The 15,840-nt window shown below is 44.6% G+C and carries 10 protein-coding genes; 3 read left to right on the plus strand and 7 right to left on the minus strand.

Features of this window, described 5'->3' with window-relative positions:
- Positions 1–66 precede the first annotated feature (66 nt).
- The 4 genes from E4T82_RS09720 to pbp1b all read right to left on the minus strand — a co-directional run bounded on the left by E4T82_RS09720 (position 67) and on the right by pbp1b (position 10,584).
- Positions 67–420 carry a DUF1033 family protein gene (locus tag E4T82_RS09720; protein ID WP_135182635.1) on the minus strand — a complete coding sequence of 118 codons (354 nt, stop codon included), beginning with the start codon at positions 418–420 and terminating at the stop codon, positions 67–69.
- 115 nt (positions 421–535) lie between these two features.
- On the minus strand, positions 536–4,171 hold the full coding sequence (gene rpoC / locus E4T82_RS09725; protein ID WP_135182636.1) for a DNA-directed RNA polymerase subunit beta': 3,636 nt from the start codon (positions 4,169–4,171) through the stop codon (positions 536–538).
- Positions 4,172–4,242: 71 nt separating this feature from the next.
- Positions 4,243–7,806 carry a DNA-directed RNA polymerase subunit beta gene (gene rpoB / locus E4T82_RS09730; protein WP_135182637.1) on the minus strand — a complete coding sequence of 1,188 codons (3,564 nt, stop codon included), beginning with the start codon at positions 7,804–7,806 and terminating at the stop codon, positions 4,243–4,245.
- 396 nt (positions 7,807–8,202) lie between these two features.
- Positions 8,203–10,584 carry a penicillin-binding protein PBP1B gene (gene pbp1b, locus E4T82_RS09735; protein ID WP_135182638.1) on the minus strand — a complete coding sequence of 794 codons (2,382 nt, stop codon included), beginning with the start codon at positions 10,582–10,584 and terminating at the stop codon, positions 8,203–8,205.
- Positions 10,585–10,709: 125 nt separating this feature from the next.
- Here pbp1b and tyrS point away from each other — a divergent pair, with 125 nt between their 5' ends.
- The 3 genes from tyrS (at position 10,710) to E4T82_RS09750 (ending at position 13,276) form a co-directional block, all read left to right on the plus strand.
- On the plus strand, positions 10,710–11,966 hold the full coding sequence (tyrS, locus tag E4T82_RS09740) for a tyrosine--tRNA ligase (protein ID WP_135182639.1): 1,257 nt from the start codon (positions 10,710–10,712) through the stop codon (positions 11,964–11,966).
- Between the two features lie 63 nt (positions 11,967–12,029).
- Positions 12,030–12,419 carry an HIT family protein gene (locus E4T82_RS09745; RefSeq protein ID WP_135182640.1) on the plus strand — a complete coding sequence of 130 codons (390 nt, stop codon included), beginning with the start codon at positions 12,030–12,032 and terminating at the stop codon, positions 12,417–12,419.
- The gene (locus E4T82_RS09750) at positions 12,419–13,276 is read left to right on the plus strand and encodes a methyltransferase domain-containing protein (protein ID WP_135182641.1); all 858 of its coding nucleotides are present in this window, start codon (positions 12,419–12,421) and stop codon (positions 13,274–13,276) included. The genes E4T82_RS09745 and E4T82_RS09750 overlap by 1 nt, the downstream gene beginning before the upstream one ends.
- Positions 13,277–13,565: 289 nt before the next feature.
- Here the strand turns inward: E4T82_RS09750 and E4T82_RS09755 are convergent, their stop codons facing one another.
- The 3 genes from E4T82_RS09755 to E4T82_RS09765 form a co-directional block, all read right to left on the minus strand.
- On the minus strand, positions 13,566–13,772 hold the full coding sequence (locus E4T82_RS09755) for a heavy-metal-associated domain-containing protein (protein WP_135182642.1): 207 nt from the start codon (positions 13,770–13,772) through the stop codon (positions 13,566–13,568).
- Positions 13,759–14,214 carry a CopY/TcrY family copper transport repressor gene (locus E4T82_RS09760; protein ID WP_135182643.1) on the minus strand — a complete coding sequence of 152 codons (456 nt, stop codon included), beginning with the start codon at positions 14,212–14,214 and terminating at the stop codon, positions 13,759–13,761. The genes E4T82_RS09755 and E4T82_RS09760 overlap by 14 nt, the downstream gene beginning before the upstream one ends.
- 116 nt (positions 14,215–14,330) lie before the next feature.
- Complete coding sequence (locus E4T82_RS09765; RefSeq protein WP_135182644.1) at positions 14,331–15,839, minus strand: zinc ABC transporter substrate-binding protein AdcA; 1,509 nt, start codon at positions 15,837–15,839, stop codon at positions 14,331–14,333.
- Between the last annotated feature and the right edge of the window lies 1 nt (position 15,840).

Below are 15,840 nucleotides of genomic sequence, written 5' to 3' on the forward strand. Positions count from 1 at the left end.
TTTTCACATTTCTAAAAAATTTTTTGAATAAAGAAAAAGCTCGACGCACGAACATCGAACTTTCTCTTAAACGTTATTTTTCATTTTGCAAAAACGTGGTCTTTTCTTCCTAACCTTGCGTTGTAAGCCGGTTGGTAAATTTTCCTTGGCTTCTAAGAGAAGCAAGGAATGATAATTTTGTAAATATTCGTCACAATCATCGCACCAATATTGATCTTCTGGATTCCAGAAGGCCGTCACCAATCCATCCCGACTTTTCTTCATCGGAAATCGCTCGGATAAGCAGACCCATTGTCGTTGGTAGGACCGCAAAGCTTCTTCATAATTATCATAGGTTTCATTGCTAATAATATTTTCTTCCCAGCCGTCTAAGAACCACCATGGTTCAAAATCCCCATACATTCGAATCACTTGATACATCTCTCATACTCCTCTATGTCCATATTATAGCGGATTTTCAAACAGGAGAAAAAGATTTAGCTTGTGAAATTTGTTCGTAAAAAAGCATACCTCTTTTGAGATATGCTTTCTGTTCTTATTCTGTTACCATTTCTTCTGCTAATTCTTCAGCAACGGTATCTTCAATGATTTCAACTTCATTGACAGCCTGTGGCTCAATGTTACGGTAACGTGCCATACCAGTACCTGCTGGAATGATTTTACCGATGATAACATTCTCCTTCAAGCCGAGAAGGTTATCACGTTTCCCACGAATTGCTGCATCAGTCAGAACACGAGTGGTTTCTTGGAAGGAAGCCGCAGACAAGAAACTATTGGTTTCAAGAGAGGCTTTGGTAATTCCCATAAGGACTGGACGAGCTGTCGCTGGGATTCCACCTGCAATCACCACATCTGCATTGGCGTCAGTAAAGTCTGTAATATCCATGAGAGTACCCATGAGTAGGTCTGTATCCCCTGGATCCATGACACGGACTTTCCGTAACATCTGGCGAACCATTACCTCAATGTGCTTGTCTCCGATTTCTACCCCTTGGCTGCGGTATACTTTTTGGACCTCAGACAGTAAGTAGGTTTCAACAGACAGGACATCACGTACTTCAAGCAAGCGTTTCGGTTGGATTGACCCTTCTGTAAGAGCTGAACCGCGCGCCACTTGATCGCCGACCTGTACTTTCATACGGGCGGTAAATGGTACCACGTACTCGCCTTCGCCAGTCTTACCTTTGACAAAGACTTTCTTAGTACGGGTAGCTACATCTTCATCAATTGCTGTTACCTCACCCTTGATTTCTGTAATGACCGCTTCCCCTTTTGGATTGCGGGCTTCAAAGATTTCTTGGACACGAGGCAAACCTTGGGTGATATCTGAGTTAGAGGCTACCCCACCCGTGTGGAAGGTACGCATGGTCAACTGAGTACCCGGCTCACCGATAGACTGGGCGGCAATGGTACCCACTGCTTCCCCTACTTCAACCGCATCACCTGTTGCCAAGTTAATACCATAACAGTGGCGACATACACCGTGACGGGTGTTACATGTAAAGACAGAACGAATCGTTACTTGTTCGACACCTGCATTGACAATGTCACGGGCAATATCTTCGGTAATCAATTCATTTGGACCAATGATAACTGCACCTGTTTCAGGATGTTTCACGGTTTTCTTAGTATAACGACCTTGCAAACGTTCTTCAAGCGGCTCAATCATTTCCTTGCCATCAGTAATCGAACGGATATCCAAACCACGATCCGTCCCACAATCGTCCTCACGAATGATGACATCTTGGGCAACGTCAACAAGACGGCGTGTCAAGTAACCAGAGTCGGCTGTCTTCAAGGCCGTATCAGTCATCCCTTTACGAGCACCGTGAGTAGAGAAGAACATTTCAAGAACGGACAATCCTTCACGGAAGTTGGACAAGATTGGCAACTCCATGATACGTCCATTCGGAGCGGACATCAACCCACGCATTCCGGCGAGCTGGGAGAAGTTGGAGATGTTACCACGGGCTCCAGAGTCCATCATCATAACGATCGGGTTCTTCGGATCTTGTGACTCTGTCAACCGTTTTTCTAATTTCTCTTTAGCTGAACGCCACTCATCCGTAACGGCTGCATAACGCTCATCATCTGTAATCATACCACGACGGAATTGTTTCTTGATCTGTTCAACACGTTCGTGAGATTCTTCGATAATTTCTGCCTTATTATCAATCACTGGAATATCTGCGATACCCACCGTCAAACCTGCGAGAGTCGAATGGTAGTAACCAAGGTCTTTCAAGCGGTCAAGGAGGGCAGATGTTTCCGTTGTGCGGAAACGTTTGAAGATTTCAGCGATGATATTTCCAAGATTTTTCTTCTTGAATGGAGGATTGATTGGAAGCTCTGCAATCGCAGCCTTAATATCAGATCCCGGCTCCAAGAAATACTTGTCTGGCGTGCCGTCTGTCAAGTTGGCATTGGTCGGCTCTTGGAGATATGGCAAGCCCGCTGGCATAATCGCATTAAACAAAATCTTACCAACAGTGGTCATCATAATCTTGTGTTGTTGGGATGGTGTCCAAGGCTTGTCAAGGCTATCTGTTGCAATTCCGACACGGGTATGTAAGTGCACATAACCATTGCGGTAAGCCATAACGGCTTCATCCATATCCTTGAAGATCATTCCTTCGCCTTCACGACCAATATCTTCCATGGTCAAGTAGTAGTTCCCCAAGACCATATCCTGAGACGGTGTTACAACCGGTTTTCCGTCTTTCGGATTCAAGATGTGCTCTGCCGCGAGCATAAGGATACGTGCCTCTGCCTGTGCTTCTTCTGATAAAGGTACGTGAATCGCCATTTGGTCCCCGTCGAAATCCGCATTATAGGCCTCACAAACAAGCGGGTGCAAGCGAAGCGCCTTACCATCAATCAAGACTGGCTCAAAGGCCTGGATTCCGAGACGGTGAAGGGTCGGTGCGCGGTTCAGAAGCACTGGGTGTTCTTTAATCACTTCTTCAAGGATGTCCCAAATCCGGTCATCCCCACGTTCGATCAAGCGTTTAGCCGCTTTTACGTTCCCTGCAATATCGCGGGCAACAATTTCACGCATGACAAATGGTTTGAAGAGTTCAATCGCCATTTCACGTGGCACACCACATTGGTACATTTTAAGGGTTGGACCAACAGCGATAACCGAACGTCCCGAGAAGTCCACACGTTTTCCGAGCAAGTTCTGACGGAAGCGACCTTGTTTTCCTTTCAGCATGTGGCTGAGAGACTTGAGCGGACGGCTACCTGGTCCTGTAATCGGACGACCACGGCGACCATTATCAATCAAGGCGTCAACTGCTTCTTGGAGCATCCGTTTTTCATTTTGTACGATGATACCTGGTGCATTCAACTCTAGCAAGCGCGCCAAACGGTTGTTCCGGTTAATAACACGGCGGTACAATTCATTCAAGTCAGATGCTGCAAAACGTCCACCATCCAATTGCACCATTGGACGGAGATCCGGTGGAATAACTGGCAAGATATTTAAAATCATCCATTCAGGCTTGTTGCCAGATTTGTAGAAGGCATCTAACACATCCAAACGTCGAACTGCCTTGATCCGTTTTTGACCAGAAGCTGTCTTCAATTCTTCTTTCAAGGCTGCAATTTCCGTTGGTAAATCCACTTGTTTGAGCAGGTCTTGAATCGCCTCTGCCCCCATTTTCGCAACGAATGAACCGTAGCCATATTCACGTAATTTTTCACGATATTCACGCTCGGTCATGATCGATTTGTGCTCAAGCGGTGTATCCTTTGGATCAATCACCACATAAGCCGCAAAGTAGATGACCTCTTCAAGGGCACGTGGGCTCATATCGAGGGTCAAGCCCATACGGCTTGGAATCCCTTTGAAATACCAAATGTGAGAAATCGGCGCTTTCAACTCAATATGCCCCATCCGCTCACGGCGGACTTTAGCGCGGGTGACTTCTACACCACAGCGGTCACAAACGATTCCTTTATAACGGATGCGTTTGTATTTTCCGCACGAACATTCCCAGTCTTTTGTCGGACCAAAGATGACCTCATCAAAGAGCCCGTCACGCTCTGGCTTGAGCGTACGATAGTTGATTGTTTCAGGTTTTTTAACTTCCCCATAAGACCATGAACGGACTTTGTTGGGAGAAGCTAAAGTGATTTGCATACTTTTAAATCGATTTACGTCAACCACTAATAATCCCTTTCTTCATTTCTAACAAGAGAATCAGCCAGAAACAGGAAGGCTCCTGTTTCCACTCATCCTTATTCTTCTGATTCGGCTGCAAATGCTGCCGCTGCATCAGCTGCGGCCTTTGCACGCGCTTTTTCTAAATCATCTACGTGGATGATGTCATCATCTTCGCCCTCATCAAGGTCACGAAGTTCTACTTCTTGATCATCTTCATCAAGGACACGCATGTCAAGACCAAGTGATTGCAATTCTTTGACCAAGACGCGGAATGATTCTGGTACACCCGGTTTTGGAATTGGTTTTCCTTTAGTAATCGCTTCATAGGCTTTCAAACGACCATTGACATCATCTGACTTGTAAGTCAAGATTTCTTGAAGAACGTTTGAAGCACCGTAGGCTTCCAGTGCCCAGACCTCCATTTCACCAAAACGCTGTCCACCAAACTGCGCCTTACCTCCAAGCGGTTGCTGGGTAACGAGTGAGTAAGGTCCGACAGAACGCGCGTGAAGTTTGTCATCAACCATGTGGTGGAGTTTAATCATGTACATGACCCCAACAGATACACGGTTATCAAACGGTTCACCCGTACGACCATCATAGAGAATCGTCTTAGCATCACTATCCATACCAGCCTCTTTAACGGTTGACCAGAGATCTTCTGAACTTGCTCCATCAAAGACTGGTGTTGCAATATGGATACCCAAGTTACGGGCAGCCATTCCAAGGTGAAGCTCCATAACCTGTCCGATATTCATCCGAGATGGTACCCCAAGTGGGTTCAACATGATATCAACTGGTGTACCATCTGGAAGGTAAGGCATGTCTTCTACTGGTACAATACGAGAGACAACCCCTTTGTTTCCATGGCGTCCCGCCATCTTATCTCCAACCTTAATCTTACGCTTTTGAGCGATGTAGACACGAACCAGCATATTGACACCCGATTGCAACTCATCACCATTCGCACGGGTAAAGATTTTCACATCACGAACGACACCATCAGCACCGTGAGGCACTCGAAGTGAGGTATCCCGAACTTCGCGAGATTTATCACCAAAGATCGCATGGAGGAGGCGCTCTTCTGCTGATAAGTCTTTCTCACCCTTTGGAGTCACTTTACCAACCAGAATGTCACCTTCTTTTACTTCCGCACCAATACGGATGATCCCCATTTCATCTAGGTCTTTCAGAGCATCTTCACCAACGTTTGGAATTTCGCGCGTGATTTCTTCAGGGCCTAACTTAGTATCGCGCGTTTCTGACTCATATTCTTCCAAGTGAACAGAGGTGTAGACATCATCTTTCACCAAGCGTTCACTCATGATAACCGCATCCTCGAAGTTGTACCCTTCCCATGTCATGTAGGCAACAATCGGGTTCTGACCAAGCGCCATTTCTCCATTTTCCATAGAAGGACCGTCCGCGATAAAGTCACCTTTTTCAACGATATCACCCACTTTAACGAGTGTCCGTTGGTTATAGGCTGTTCCTGAGTTGGAACGACGGAATTTTTGGATGTGGTAAACATCAAGTGAACCGTCTTCACGGCGTACTTCAACCTTGTCGGCATCTGCATAAGTAACTTTTCCGTCATGCTGGGCAATAACTGCTGCTCCTGAATCGTGGGCAGCTTGATATTCCATACCAGTTCCTACATAAGGAGCTTTTGGATCAATCAACGGAACGGCCTGACGTTGCATGTTGGCACCCATGAGAGCACGGTTGGAGTCGTCATTTTCAAGGAACGGAATACATGCGGTCGCAACGGCAACTACCTGTTTAGGCGACACGTCCATGAAATCCGCAGAGTCTGCTGGGAACTCTTGGTTATTCCCTTGATGACGTCCCATGACAATCTTGTCGACAAAACGGTTGTTTTCATCGAGTGGAGAAGTTGATTGCGCTACGATATAGGCATCTTCTTCATCGGCTGTTAACCAGACGATTTCATTTGTAACTGTACCTGTTGTACGATCAATCTTGCGGTATGGTGTTTGGATGAAACCGTACTTGTTCAAATGCCCATAAGAAGACAAGTTGTTGATCAAACCGATGTTTGGTCCCTCAGGCGTTTCAATCGGACACATCCGTCCATAGTGAGTGTAATGCACGTCACGAACTTCGTAGCCGGCGCGGTCACGTGTCAATCCACCAGGTCCTAAGGCAGACAAACGGCGTTTGTGGGACAACTCTGACAATGGGTTGTGTTGGTCCATGAACTGTGACAACTGAGATGAACCAAAGAATTCTTTGATTGCAGCCGTTACAGGACGGATATTGAGGATTTGTTGCGGAGTCAAGACTTCATTGTCTTGTACACTCATGCGCTCACGGAGATTGCGTTCCATACGGGTTAATCCGATACGCACTTGGTTGGCAAGCAATTCACCTACGGCACGAATCCGACGATTTCCAAGGTGGTCAATATCATCAACGCGTCCAAGACCTTCTGCAAGGTTGAGGAAGTAGCTCATTTCAGCTAGGATATCCGCTGGAGTAATAGTACGTACATTTTCTGCTGGATTCGCATTTCCGATAACTGTCACGACACGGTCTGGGTCAGTCGGTGCGACAATCTTGAATTTTTGGAGCAAGACTGGCTCTACCAAAACTGCCGCATCATTTGGAATGTATTCCACCAAGTTCAATTCATCGAATTGATCTTCGATTGACTCAAGCACATCACGGTTTAAGACAGTTCCTGCTTCAAGGACGATTTCACCTGTCTCGCCATTAATCACGTGTTCAGCCAAGGTTTGGTTGAGCAGGCGAGTACGGAGATTCAATTTCTTGTTAATCTTGTAACGACCAACAGGCGCCAAGTCGTAACGACGTGGGTCAAAGAAACGCGCTGTCAATAAGCTACGTGAGCTTTCTGCTGTCTTAGGCTCACCTGGACGAAGGCGTTCATAGATTTCCTTGAGGGCTTCATCCGTACGTGAATCCGCCGGATTTTTATGAATATCTTTTTCAATGGTATTGCGTACCAATTCACTGTCACCAAAGATGTCAAAGATTTCATCATCACCTGAAAATCCAAGGGCACGAACAAGGGTTGTAAAAGGAATTTTACGGGTGCGGTCAATCCGTGTGTAGGCGATGTCTTTTGAATCGGTTTCAAGCTCTAACCAAGCACCACGGTTTGGGATAACAGTTGAACCATAGCCAACCTTACCGTTCTTATCAACCTTATCATTGAAATAAACACCTGGCGAACGCACGAGCTGACTAACGATAATCCGCTCACCACCATTGATGATAAAGGTTCCCATTTCAGTCATGATTGGAAACTCACCAAAGAAGACTTCTTGTGTCTTGATTTCGCCTGTTTCTTTGTTAATCAAGCGGAAGGTTACAAAGATTGGCGCTGAGTAACTCGCATCATGAATACGCGCTTCTTCTAGGGTATACTTTGGTTCTTTTAATTCATAACCAACAAATTCCAATTCCATTGTATCTGTAAAGTTGGATACTGGAAGTACATCTTCAAAAACTTCTTTAAGACCGTGATCTAAGAATTCTTTGAATGAGTCGGTTTGAATTTCAATCAAATTTGGTAAATCAAGAACTTCTTTGATTCTTGAAAAACTACGACGAGTACGGTGCTTGCCGTACTGAACTTCATGTCCTGCCAAGTTTTTAGCTCCTTCTTTTTTCTCTAGGTCTGATTCTCCAGACCACACACTGTCGCTTTGTCAGAATTTTTAGAATCTTTAAGAATTGGTAACAATTCCTAAAAAATACTAAAAATGAGCACAAAAAGAGCAGCTAAATCTTCCTTAACCAAGTATGATTTAACTGCTGTAAGCCTTGTTTGGACAATATTTCAAACAAGACGCACGACAAATAATATAGAGTTATTATACACTATTTCCCTTGATTTTTCAAGCCTTTTCCCTTTCTTTCTTTTCCAGTTAGGTCGGCGTTGGTTTTTGAGATAGCACTTGACAAACAGTCATAGGCAAAACTTGGGTTGGACAAGCAAACAAAGAAGCTAGCGACTAGCTAACTCCTTTGTTCCTATTTCAATATTAGCGATTGGCTTCACTACTTGAAGACGGCTTAGTGTCTGATGACGACGAAGTTTTACTTGAGGAAGATTTTGGTTTTGGTTTAGGTGGCGCAGGAGGAGCAAAGGTACTCCATGCTTTGGTATAGTCGCCATCTGTCCCACCAATCATAAACTTGTAGTCGGTAATTGGGGCACCATTCTTAGCCCAATAGCTGGTTGTCATCGCTCCGCCTGGCGTAATTGGCACACCGTTTACCTGAACGGTAGCTGGTCGCGTTCCAGTAGAAGCTAGGACACTTGATGCAATCACGCTAGCATCCAACTCGAATCGTCCTTCGAATAACTCTGGACTCGTCTCATAGATGGCACTTGTTAGATAAGCAACATAGGCAGAATTGTTGTGATAGCCCGCCAGGAACTCCATACCTGTGTTGTCATCATGACCAGCCCATGTCCCCAAGGTAATCTTTGGCGTTGCTAACATGAGCCAGACATCTACTGTATCGTTACTCGTCCCTGTCTTCCCAACCAAATCACTAGCTGAAGCCTGTGGATTAATCCCAGCTAAGCGACTAGAAAATGTAGAGGTTTCTCCTGAGGCCAAGGCTCCTCTCAACAACATCATCATGATACTGGATGTCGCCTTGGAGTAAACTTGGACAGGTTTTGCCTCATGTTGATAGATTACCGTTCCGTCATGAGCCGTAATTTTCTCTACAATATAGTTTTCATTGTAGACACCACCATTTGCAAGAGCCTGATAGGCATTTGTGTTAGCGGCAACTGTTGTTTCAACTCCACCCCCTAATGGCAGACTTTCAATATCGTACAAATCAATATCATAGTTCATCTTATCCATGTAGGATTTAACATCAACGCCCGCATTTCGCAGCATTTTGTAAGTCCAAAAGGCTGGGATATTGGCTGACACATTCAAGGCATTTTGTAACGTCATTATCCCTGTCCCCCTACTATTTACGTGCATAATAGGTGTTCCATCAGAGAAGGTCGTTGGATAATTGGATAGGACACTAGCTGAACCCATTAGCCCTTGGTCAATAGCGACCCCATAAGCTAGAAAAGGCTTAATAGTAGACCCCGGAGATCGCTTGGTATTCAGGGCATGGTTATTCTGGTTTGAGCTGTAATCTCGACCTCCTACAAATCCTAAAATAGCTCCTGTTCGATTGTCTAGGAGAACACTTCCTGTCTCCACCAAGCCACCACCGCTATCGAGTACCTCGCCATAGTTAGCTACAACAGACTGCATAGCCCCGTAAATATTTTTATTAACCGTACTCGTCACCGTATAGCCACCTTGGCTCAGGGCTTGTTTTGCTAAATCTTTGTAAGCTTTCACCGTCTCATCATTCTTCAAATCCTGACTAGATACCTGATCTCTCTTAATCAAGTGACGATACATGATGTCCTCTGCCTCTGACAAGACCGCATAATACAAGTAATCCTTTGTATCTTTTAAAATCGGCGCTGGCGCGATAAAATCCTTCTTAATGTCATAGGCAAGATAGGTCTCGTAATCTTCTTTATTGATATAGCCTGAGCGATACATATTAAACAAAACATCTTTTGAACGCTCAATCCCGTAGGCCATATCCTCTTCGGATTTAAAACCACCGCTAGCGGTATAAGGCGAATACACAATTGGACTCTGTGGTAATCCTGCAATAAAAGCTGCTTGCGGAACCGTTAAGTCTTTAGCAGACTTCCCAAAAATACCACGCGCCGCCTCCTCAATGCCTGCAATGTTGCGTCCTTGATTGTTGCGCCCAAACGGTGAAACATTGAGATAGGTTGTTAAAATTTCTTCCTTACTCATGGCACGTTCAAGAACAAGAGCCGAGATGATTTCATTTGCTTTCCGGCTAAATGTTGGCGCATCTCCCACAATTTGTTGCTTGATTAGCTGTTGGGTCAAGGTTGAACCACCACTTGATGAGCCAACACCAGCTGATCCGAGCGCCGCGCGCAAAACCGCTTTCGGCACGACACCAGTATGACTTTCAAAAGTTGCATCTTCCGTTGCAATGACTGCGTGTTTGACATTATCAGAAATCGCATCACCATTGACTGGAGAGCGCAACAAATCGGAACTAATTTCTGAAACCAGACTACCATCTGAATAAACAACTTTCGAAATACGGCTGACTTCTGTCACTTGCTGCACTAATTTTGTCGAATCAGGCATCGTTACACTATCAAAAAGACTAGCAACATAGCCCAGCCCAAGGCCCGCTCCTAGCACTCCCAACAAGAACACTACTATAGCTCCAAAATCTACTAATAGTTTTAAGGTTCTTAAAGCAATACCGGCTATATCACTGATTGTCAAAGGAACAATCTCTTTCGTTTCTTTCTTTTCTTTGGGTAATTTAGTCGTCATAGATAACTCCTTATCTTCCCTATTTTATCATATTTTTTATCTTTTGACGAAAATTTCCTACGCGATTTATCTTAAAATATGGTACAATGGAAGCTAATGAAAAAAACTTAAAAAGGAGAAGAGACATGCACATTTTTGATGAGCTAAAAGAGCGTGGTTTGGTCTTTCAAACTACAGATGAAGACGCTTTGCGAAAAGCCTTAGAAGAAGGTCAAGTCTCTTATTATTCAGGCTACGATCCAACAGCTGATAGCCTGCACTTAGGACATTTGGTGCCAATCCTAGTCTGCCGTCACTTGCAGTTAGCTGGACACAAGCCCTATCCACTCGTGGGAGGCGCAACTGGCTTGATTGGCGATCCGTCATTTAAAGACGCAGAACGTAGCCTACAAACTAAAGATACCGTTGATGGCTGGGTGAAAAGTATCCAGGCCCAATTGGAACGTTTTCTTGATTTTGAAACTGGCGATAACAAGGCTGTCATGACCAACAACTATGATTGGTTCGGCAGCATCAGCTTTATTGATTTCTTGCGCGATGTCGGAAAATACTTCACTGTCAACTACATGATGAGCAAGGAGTCTGTCAAAAAACGGATTGAAACAGGGATTTCCTACACCGAATTTGCCTACCAAATCATGCAAGGTTTTGACTTCTACGAGCTCAATCGCTTGCACAACATTACCCTCCAAATCGGAGGAAGTGACCAATGGGGCAATATGACTGCCGGAACAGAATTGCTCCGCCGCAAGGCAGATAAGACTGGACATGTCATCACCGTCCCGCTCATTACCGATGCAACTGGTAAGAAATTCGGAAAATCAGAAGGAAACGCTGTTTGGCTCAACGCTGACAAGACTTCTCCGTACGAAATGTACCAATTCTGGATGAATGTCATGGACGCAGATGCCATTCGTTTTTTGAAGATTTTCACCTTCTTACCACTTGATGAAATCGACGAAATCCGTCAGCAATTTGAGGCAGCACCACATGAGCGCCTAGCGCAGAAAATCCTTGCCCGTGAAGTTGTGACTTTGGTACATGGTGAAACAGCCTACCAAGAAGCGCTCAATATCACCGAGCAACTCTTTGCAGGCAATATCAAAAATCTTTCTGTCAAAGAACTCAAACAAGGACTTCATGGCGTACCAAATTACACGGTGACAGCAGATGATCACCTCAATATCGTGGAACTTCTTGTCACAGCAGGTGTGGTTAACTCAAAACGCCAAGCTCGCGAGGATGTCCAAAACGGCGCTATCTACATCAACGGCGATCGCGTACAAGACCTTGATTACATGCTGACAGACGGAGACAAGATCGAAAACGAATTAACCGTTATCCGTCGCGGGAAGAAAAAATACTTCGTTCTAACATACTAAACATCAAAAAACTGGGCCTAGTCCCAGTTTTCCCTATCTAAACATTCAGAAAGGAGACCTCTCATGCACTGCATCTTTTGTCACGATATTTTAGAAAAACAGATTATCTATCAGGCCGAGCATTTCAAGCTAGTTTGGGATATTGATCCGATTCAAACAGGGCATCTACTAATCATCAGTAAAAGGCATTTTACTAGCCTTGCTGAATTACCACTCCCTAGCCTTCACGAACTGGCCGAGCTGGAGCAGAAAGTCATACGAATGATGGAAGAAACTCTTCCGATTGACGGTGTGACCCTCGTTCGTAATGATAAGGAGCTAATGGATAGGGGAACACACTTCCACTCCCATCTCATTCCACGAACCAAAGACGATGGCTTTTGGGACAGCATTGACCTCAAGCCTCTCGCCTACTCTCGTCACACTTTAGAACAATCCCTGAGGTCTCTTTAATGTCTTCAAAGTTTTTACGTTTTGCACAAGCTACCAGCAAGTTTATCTGCCCACTTTGCCAAGAGCAGCTACGTCTTGTGGAGCAGAGCTTGATGTGCCCCAAAGGGCACTGCTTTGACATCAGCAAGTTTGGCTATGTCAATCTCGCTCCCCACATCAGGCAATCAAAAACCTACGACAAAGAAAATTTCCAGCAGCGACAACAGGTCCTAGAAGCAGGCTACTACCAGCATATTCTACAGACCCTGAGCGATTTCCTAAAGGACTTGCCAGAGCACAGTCACATTCTTGATGTCGGTTGTGGCGAGGGCTATTACACGCGCCACCTAAAAGAGACATTTCCTGAAAAAGATTTCTACGCCTTTGATTTGTCCAAACATTCGGTCCAACTCGCTGCTAAAAGCAATCAAGGGCAAGCCATCAACTGGTTTGTCGCAGATTTGGCGCAACTGCCAATAAAGAATAGGAGCATGGACATTTTGCTCGATATTTTCTCGCCTGCCCACTATCAAGAGTTCAGACGCGTCCTCGCTCCGAAAGGCAGGGTGTTTAAGGCCATTCCAACCTCACATCACCTAAAAGAAATCCGTGAGAAGGGGCAAAAAGCCGATTACAGCAATCAAGATATTGTGGATCATTTTAAGGAACAGCTTGAGATAGAAGATTGTATCTCTGCAACGAAGACCTATCACTTGACCAAATCAAGCCAGACTGCACTCCTTGCCATGACACCACTCCTCTTTCATGTGGAGAAAGGGGCTATTGACTGGTCAAGCTTATCAGAGATTACTATCTCAGCTGATATTTTAGTTGGGAAAGCAAGAACAAGGCTGGGACAAAAAGATTTTGATTTTTGAGATTCTTTATCATCAAATCTTCAAATTGATAAATTAGATACAAAAAGCGAACAAAATAGAATTCTGAGGGGTAGAAAACTAGTTTTGTTCGCTTTTTTATACTTAGGGTTGGACTTTTGTCCCAACCTCGTTACATTTTATAGTCAAATGAATGAACTTTCTGACAAAGAACCGAGACGCGGACAGATAGTACTGGGTACAGCAAATCGAAAGTGACGATGTATCAAAGTTCATTCAAAAGACTATATCGTTTAAACAAATTCGTCCAGCGCCTGACGGTCTGACTGTTCTACCCAAGCCCTACGGCTTCATACACTGTATCAGCTAGGCTGGCTTGGTAATCAGCCAAAGAATGATGCATACTTGTCTCAACGCTTGCTACTTGGTGCTCCAAATCGATCATCACTTTTTCTACACCCGGCATAGCCTTGAAATGCTCCGTAACGTGTTTGACACAATGTTGACAGGATAGATTTTTTAGTTTAACTACTTGCATGCTGTTTGCTCCCTTCATGACAGTGACAGGTACATTGACCTGCCAAGCAATGACATTCTAGACTTTCTGGTGCCGTTGGGAGCTGATGCTCTATTCGCTCTCGCAACTCCTCTAAATCAGCACGCGAAAAACTGCCCATTTCAAGGATCTGGCCGACCAATGCTCCATTCTTGGTCGAACACATGGTATCTAGCAAGATCTGCAGTTGCAGCTGCACGTGTTCCTTTTCCTGCACTAAAGGATAATAGTGATACTGACGACCTTCCTTTTTCATTTCCAAATAAGCTTTTTGGCGCAAGCGTCCCAAAAGTGTCTTAATCGTTGTAGCCTGCCAATCAAACCCTTCCTGTAAGGCCGCAATAATCTGGTTGGATGTAGAAGCTGGATGCGCCCAAATCACCCGCATCACTTGCCACTCCGCAGCCGACATCATCTGTTCCATAGCGATACCTCCTTCATTCTAAAGTTTACGCTTGTAGTCAAAATTTGTCAACTATTCCTACTCAGAGAAGGCGAGAAAAGACTGAACCTTGTCGTCCAGTCTTTTTCTGTATCCTTTTAATGTGCCAACATTTCTTGACCAATGTCAAGGCCTGTCATTCCATCAGGATAATAGGTTGGCCAATTATCAAGCTCTTCAAGCAATTTCTCTTGGCTATCTCCACCAAAGAAGATATGGAAATGTCCTGTTTTGGTTGGGGCAATATTATGGTCACTAAATTGCACATACTTGAAACGTTCTGCATCGGCATCTGTTGCTTCAAACAAGAAGCGCACCCCGCGATTTCCTTTCTTGTAGGTCAAAATTTGATAGCCGACATACTTGTAGCTATGCTTTTCAGCTTGTCCCTTGACCACAAATTCCATGGTATCATCGATAATACGAATCTGCTCCACATCGGTCTTGTAGCCCTTGTCATAGTATGTTTTGTATTCTTCTGCCGTCATTTTACCGCTCAACTTCGCCTTGTAATCAAAGACTTGATCCAGAGTGCCATCTAGCAAGTAGGGATAGACAGATTGCCATTCTCCCGCATAATCCGACAAGGTACGGTCTTTGACAGCACTATCTTCAAAATAGCCAGCATAGATGGTCTTTTCTGTTTCTGCCCCCTCTTCTGGTAAAATCTCAGCTCCAACCTGATTCGTTGTCTTTTCCAAGGCTTTCAGATTTTCTTCCATGACAGAAATGTAATCCGCTCCATTTTCCACATCTTCATCGGTCAGACTTTCCAATGGATTTAAGACCGCCAATTCCACACCTGTTTCTTTTGACAGGGTTTCTGCTACTGCTTTTGAAGCATTTTCTTCAAAGTAAATATACTTGATTCCATATTGTTTGATATACTTGGTTAATTCAGCCAAGCGAGATGGGGTCGGCTCTTGATCAGCTGACACACCTGTAATCGATACCTGCTCCAAGCCATAGTCCAAGGCCAAATAAGCAAAGGCAGTATGCTGGGTCACAAAGTATTTCTGCTTAGCAGCCGATAAGCTCTTTTGATAGCTTGCGTGTAGCATTTCCAGCTTTGTGATGTAAGCCGCAGCATTCTTTTCGAACACTTCTTTTTTCTCTGGATACTTGGCAACCAAGCTGTCTCGAATAGTTGCTACCAAGCGGATAGCTCGTTCTGGAGAGAGCCAGACATGAGGGTCATAATCATGGTGATGACCTTCTTTATCATGTTCATGCTCCCCTTCTTCTTCTCCACCAGGCAAGAGCAACATGCCCTCCGTCGCTTTAACGACCTTGACTTTCTGGTCGTCAATCGACTTCAAAACATCTGGCACCCAAGTTTCCATATTTTCATTTTCATAGACAAAGACATCTGCTTCTTGGATTTCTGCGATATTTTTCGCCGAGGGCTCAAAATCATGGGGCTCTGTCCCTGCTTTTACGAGAAGCGAAACATCTACTTCTTCCCCTACCACTTGCTTGGTAAATTCATAGACTGGATAAAAGGTCGTCACCACCTGAATATTCTTATTTTTTGATGTGCTTTCTGAACCACAAGCCACCAAGAACAAGGCTAATAAGCCCGCAAGACATGCTAAAATTTTTTTCATC

Origin of the sequence: Streptococcus cuniculi (assembly GCF_004570575.1) — a bacterium.
In the GTDB taxonomy this organism is placed as follows: Bacteria; Bacillota; Bacilli; order Lactobacillales; family Streptococcaceae; genus Streptococcus; species Streptococcus cuniculi_A.

Coding starts and splice junctions, on each gene's coding strand:
- E4T82_RS09750 (WP_135182641.1), top strand. CDS start 12,419: ATGTCTTCAAAGTTTTTACGTTTTGCACAAGCTACCAGCAAGTTTATC.
- E4T82_RS09755 (WP_135182642.1), bottom strand. CDS start 13,772: ATGCAAGTAGTTAAACTAAAAAATCTATCCTGTCAACATTGTGTCAAA.
- E4T82_RS09760 (WP_135182643.1), bottom strand. CDS start 14,214: ATGGAACAGATGATGTCGGCTGCGGAGTGGCAAGTGATGCGGGTGATT.
- tyrS (WP_135182639.1), top strand. CDS start 10,710: ATGCACATTTTTGATGAGCTAAAAGAGCGTGGTTTGGTCTTTCAAACT.
- E4T82_RS09720 (WP_135182635.1), bottom strand. CDS start 420: ATGTATCAAGTGATTCGAATGTATGGGGATTTTGAACCATGGTGGTTC.
- E4T82_RS09765 (WP_135182644.1), bottom strand. CDS start 15,839: ATGAAAAAAATTTTAGCATGTCTTGCGGGCTTATTAGCCTTGTTCTTG.
- E4T82_RS09745 (WP_135182640.1), top strand. CDS start 12,030: ATGCACTGCATCTTTTGTCACGATATTTTAGAAAAACAGATTATCTAT.
- pbp1b (WP_135182638.1), bottom strand. CDS start 10,584: ATGACGACTAAATTACCCAAAGAAAAGAAAGAAACGAAAGAGATTGTT.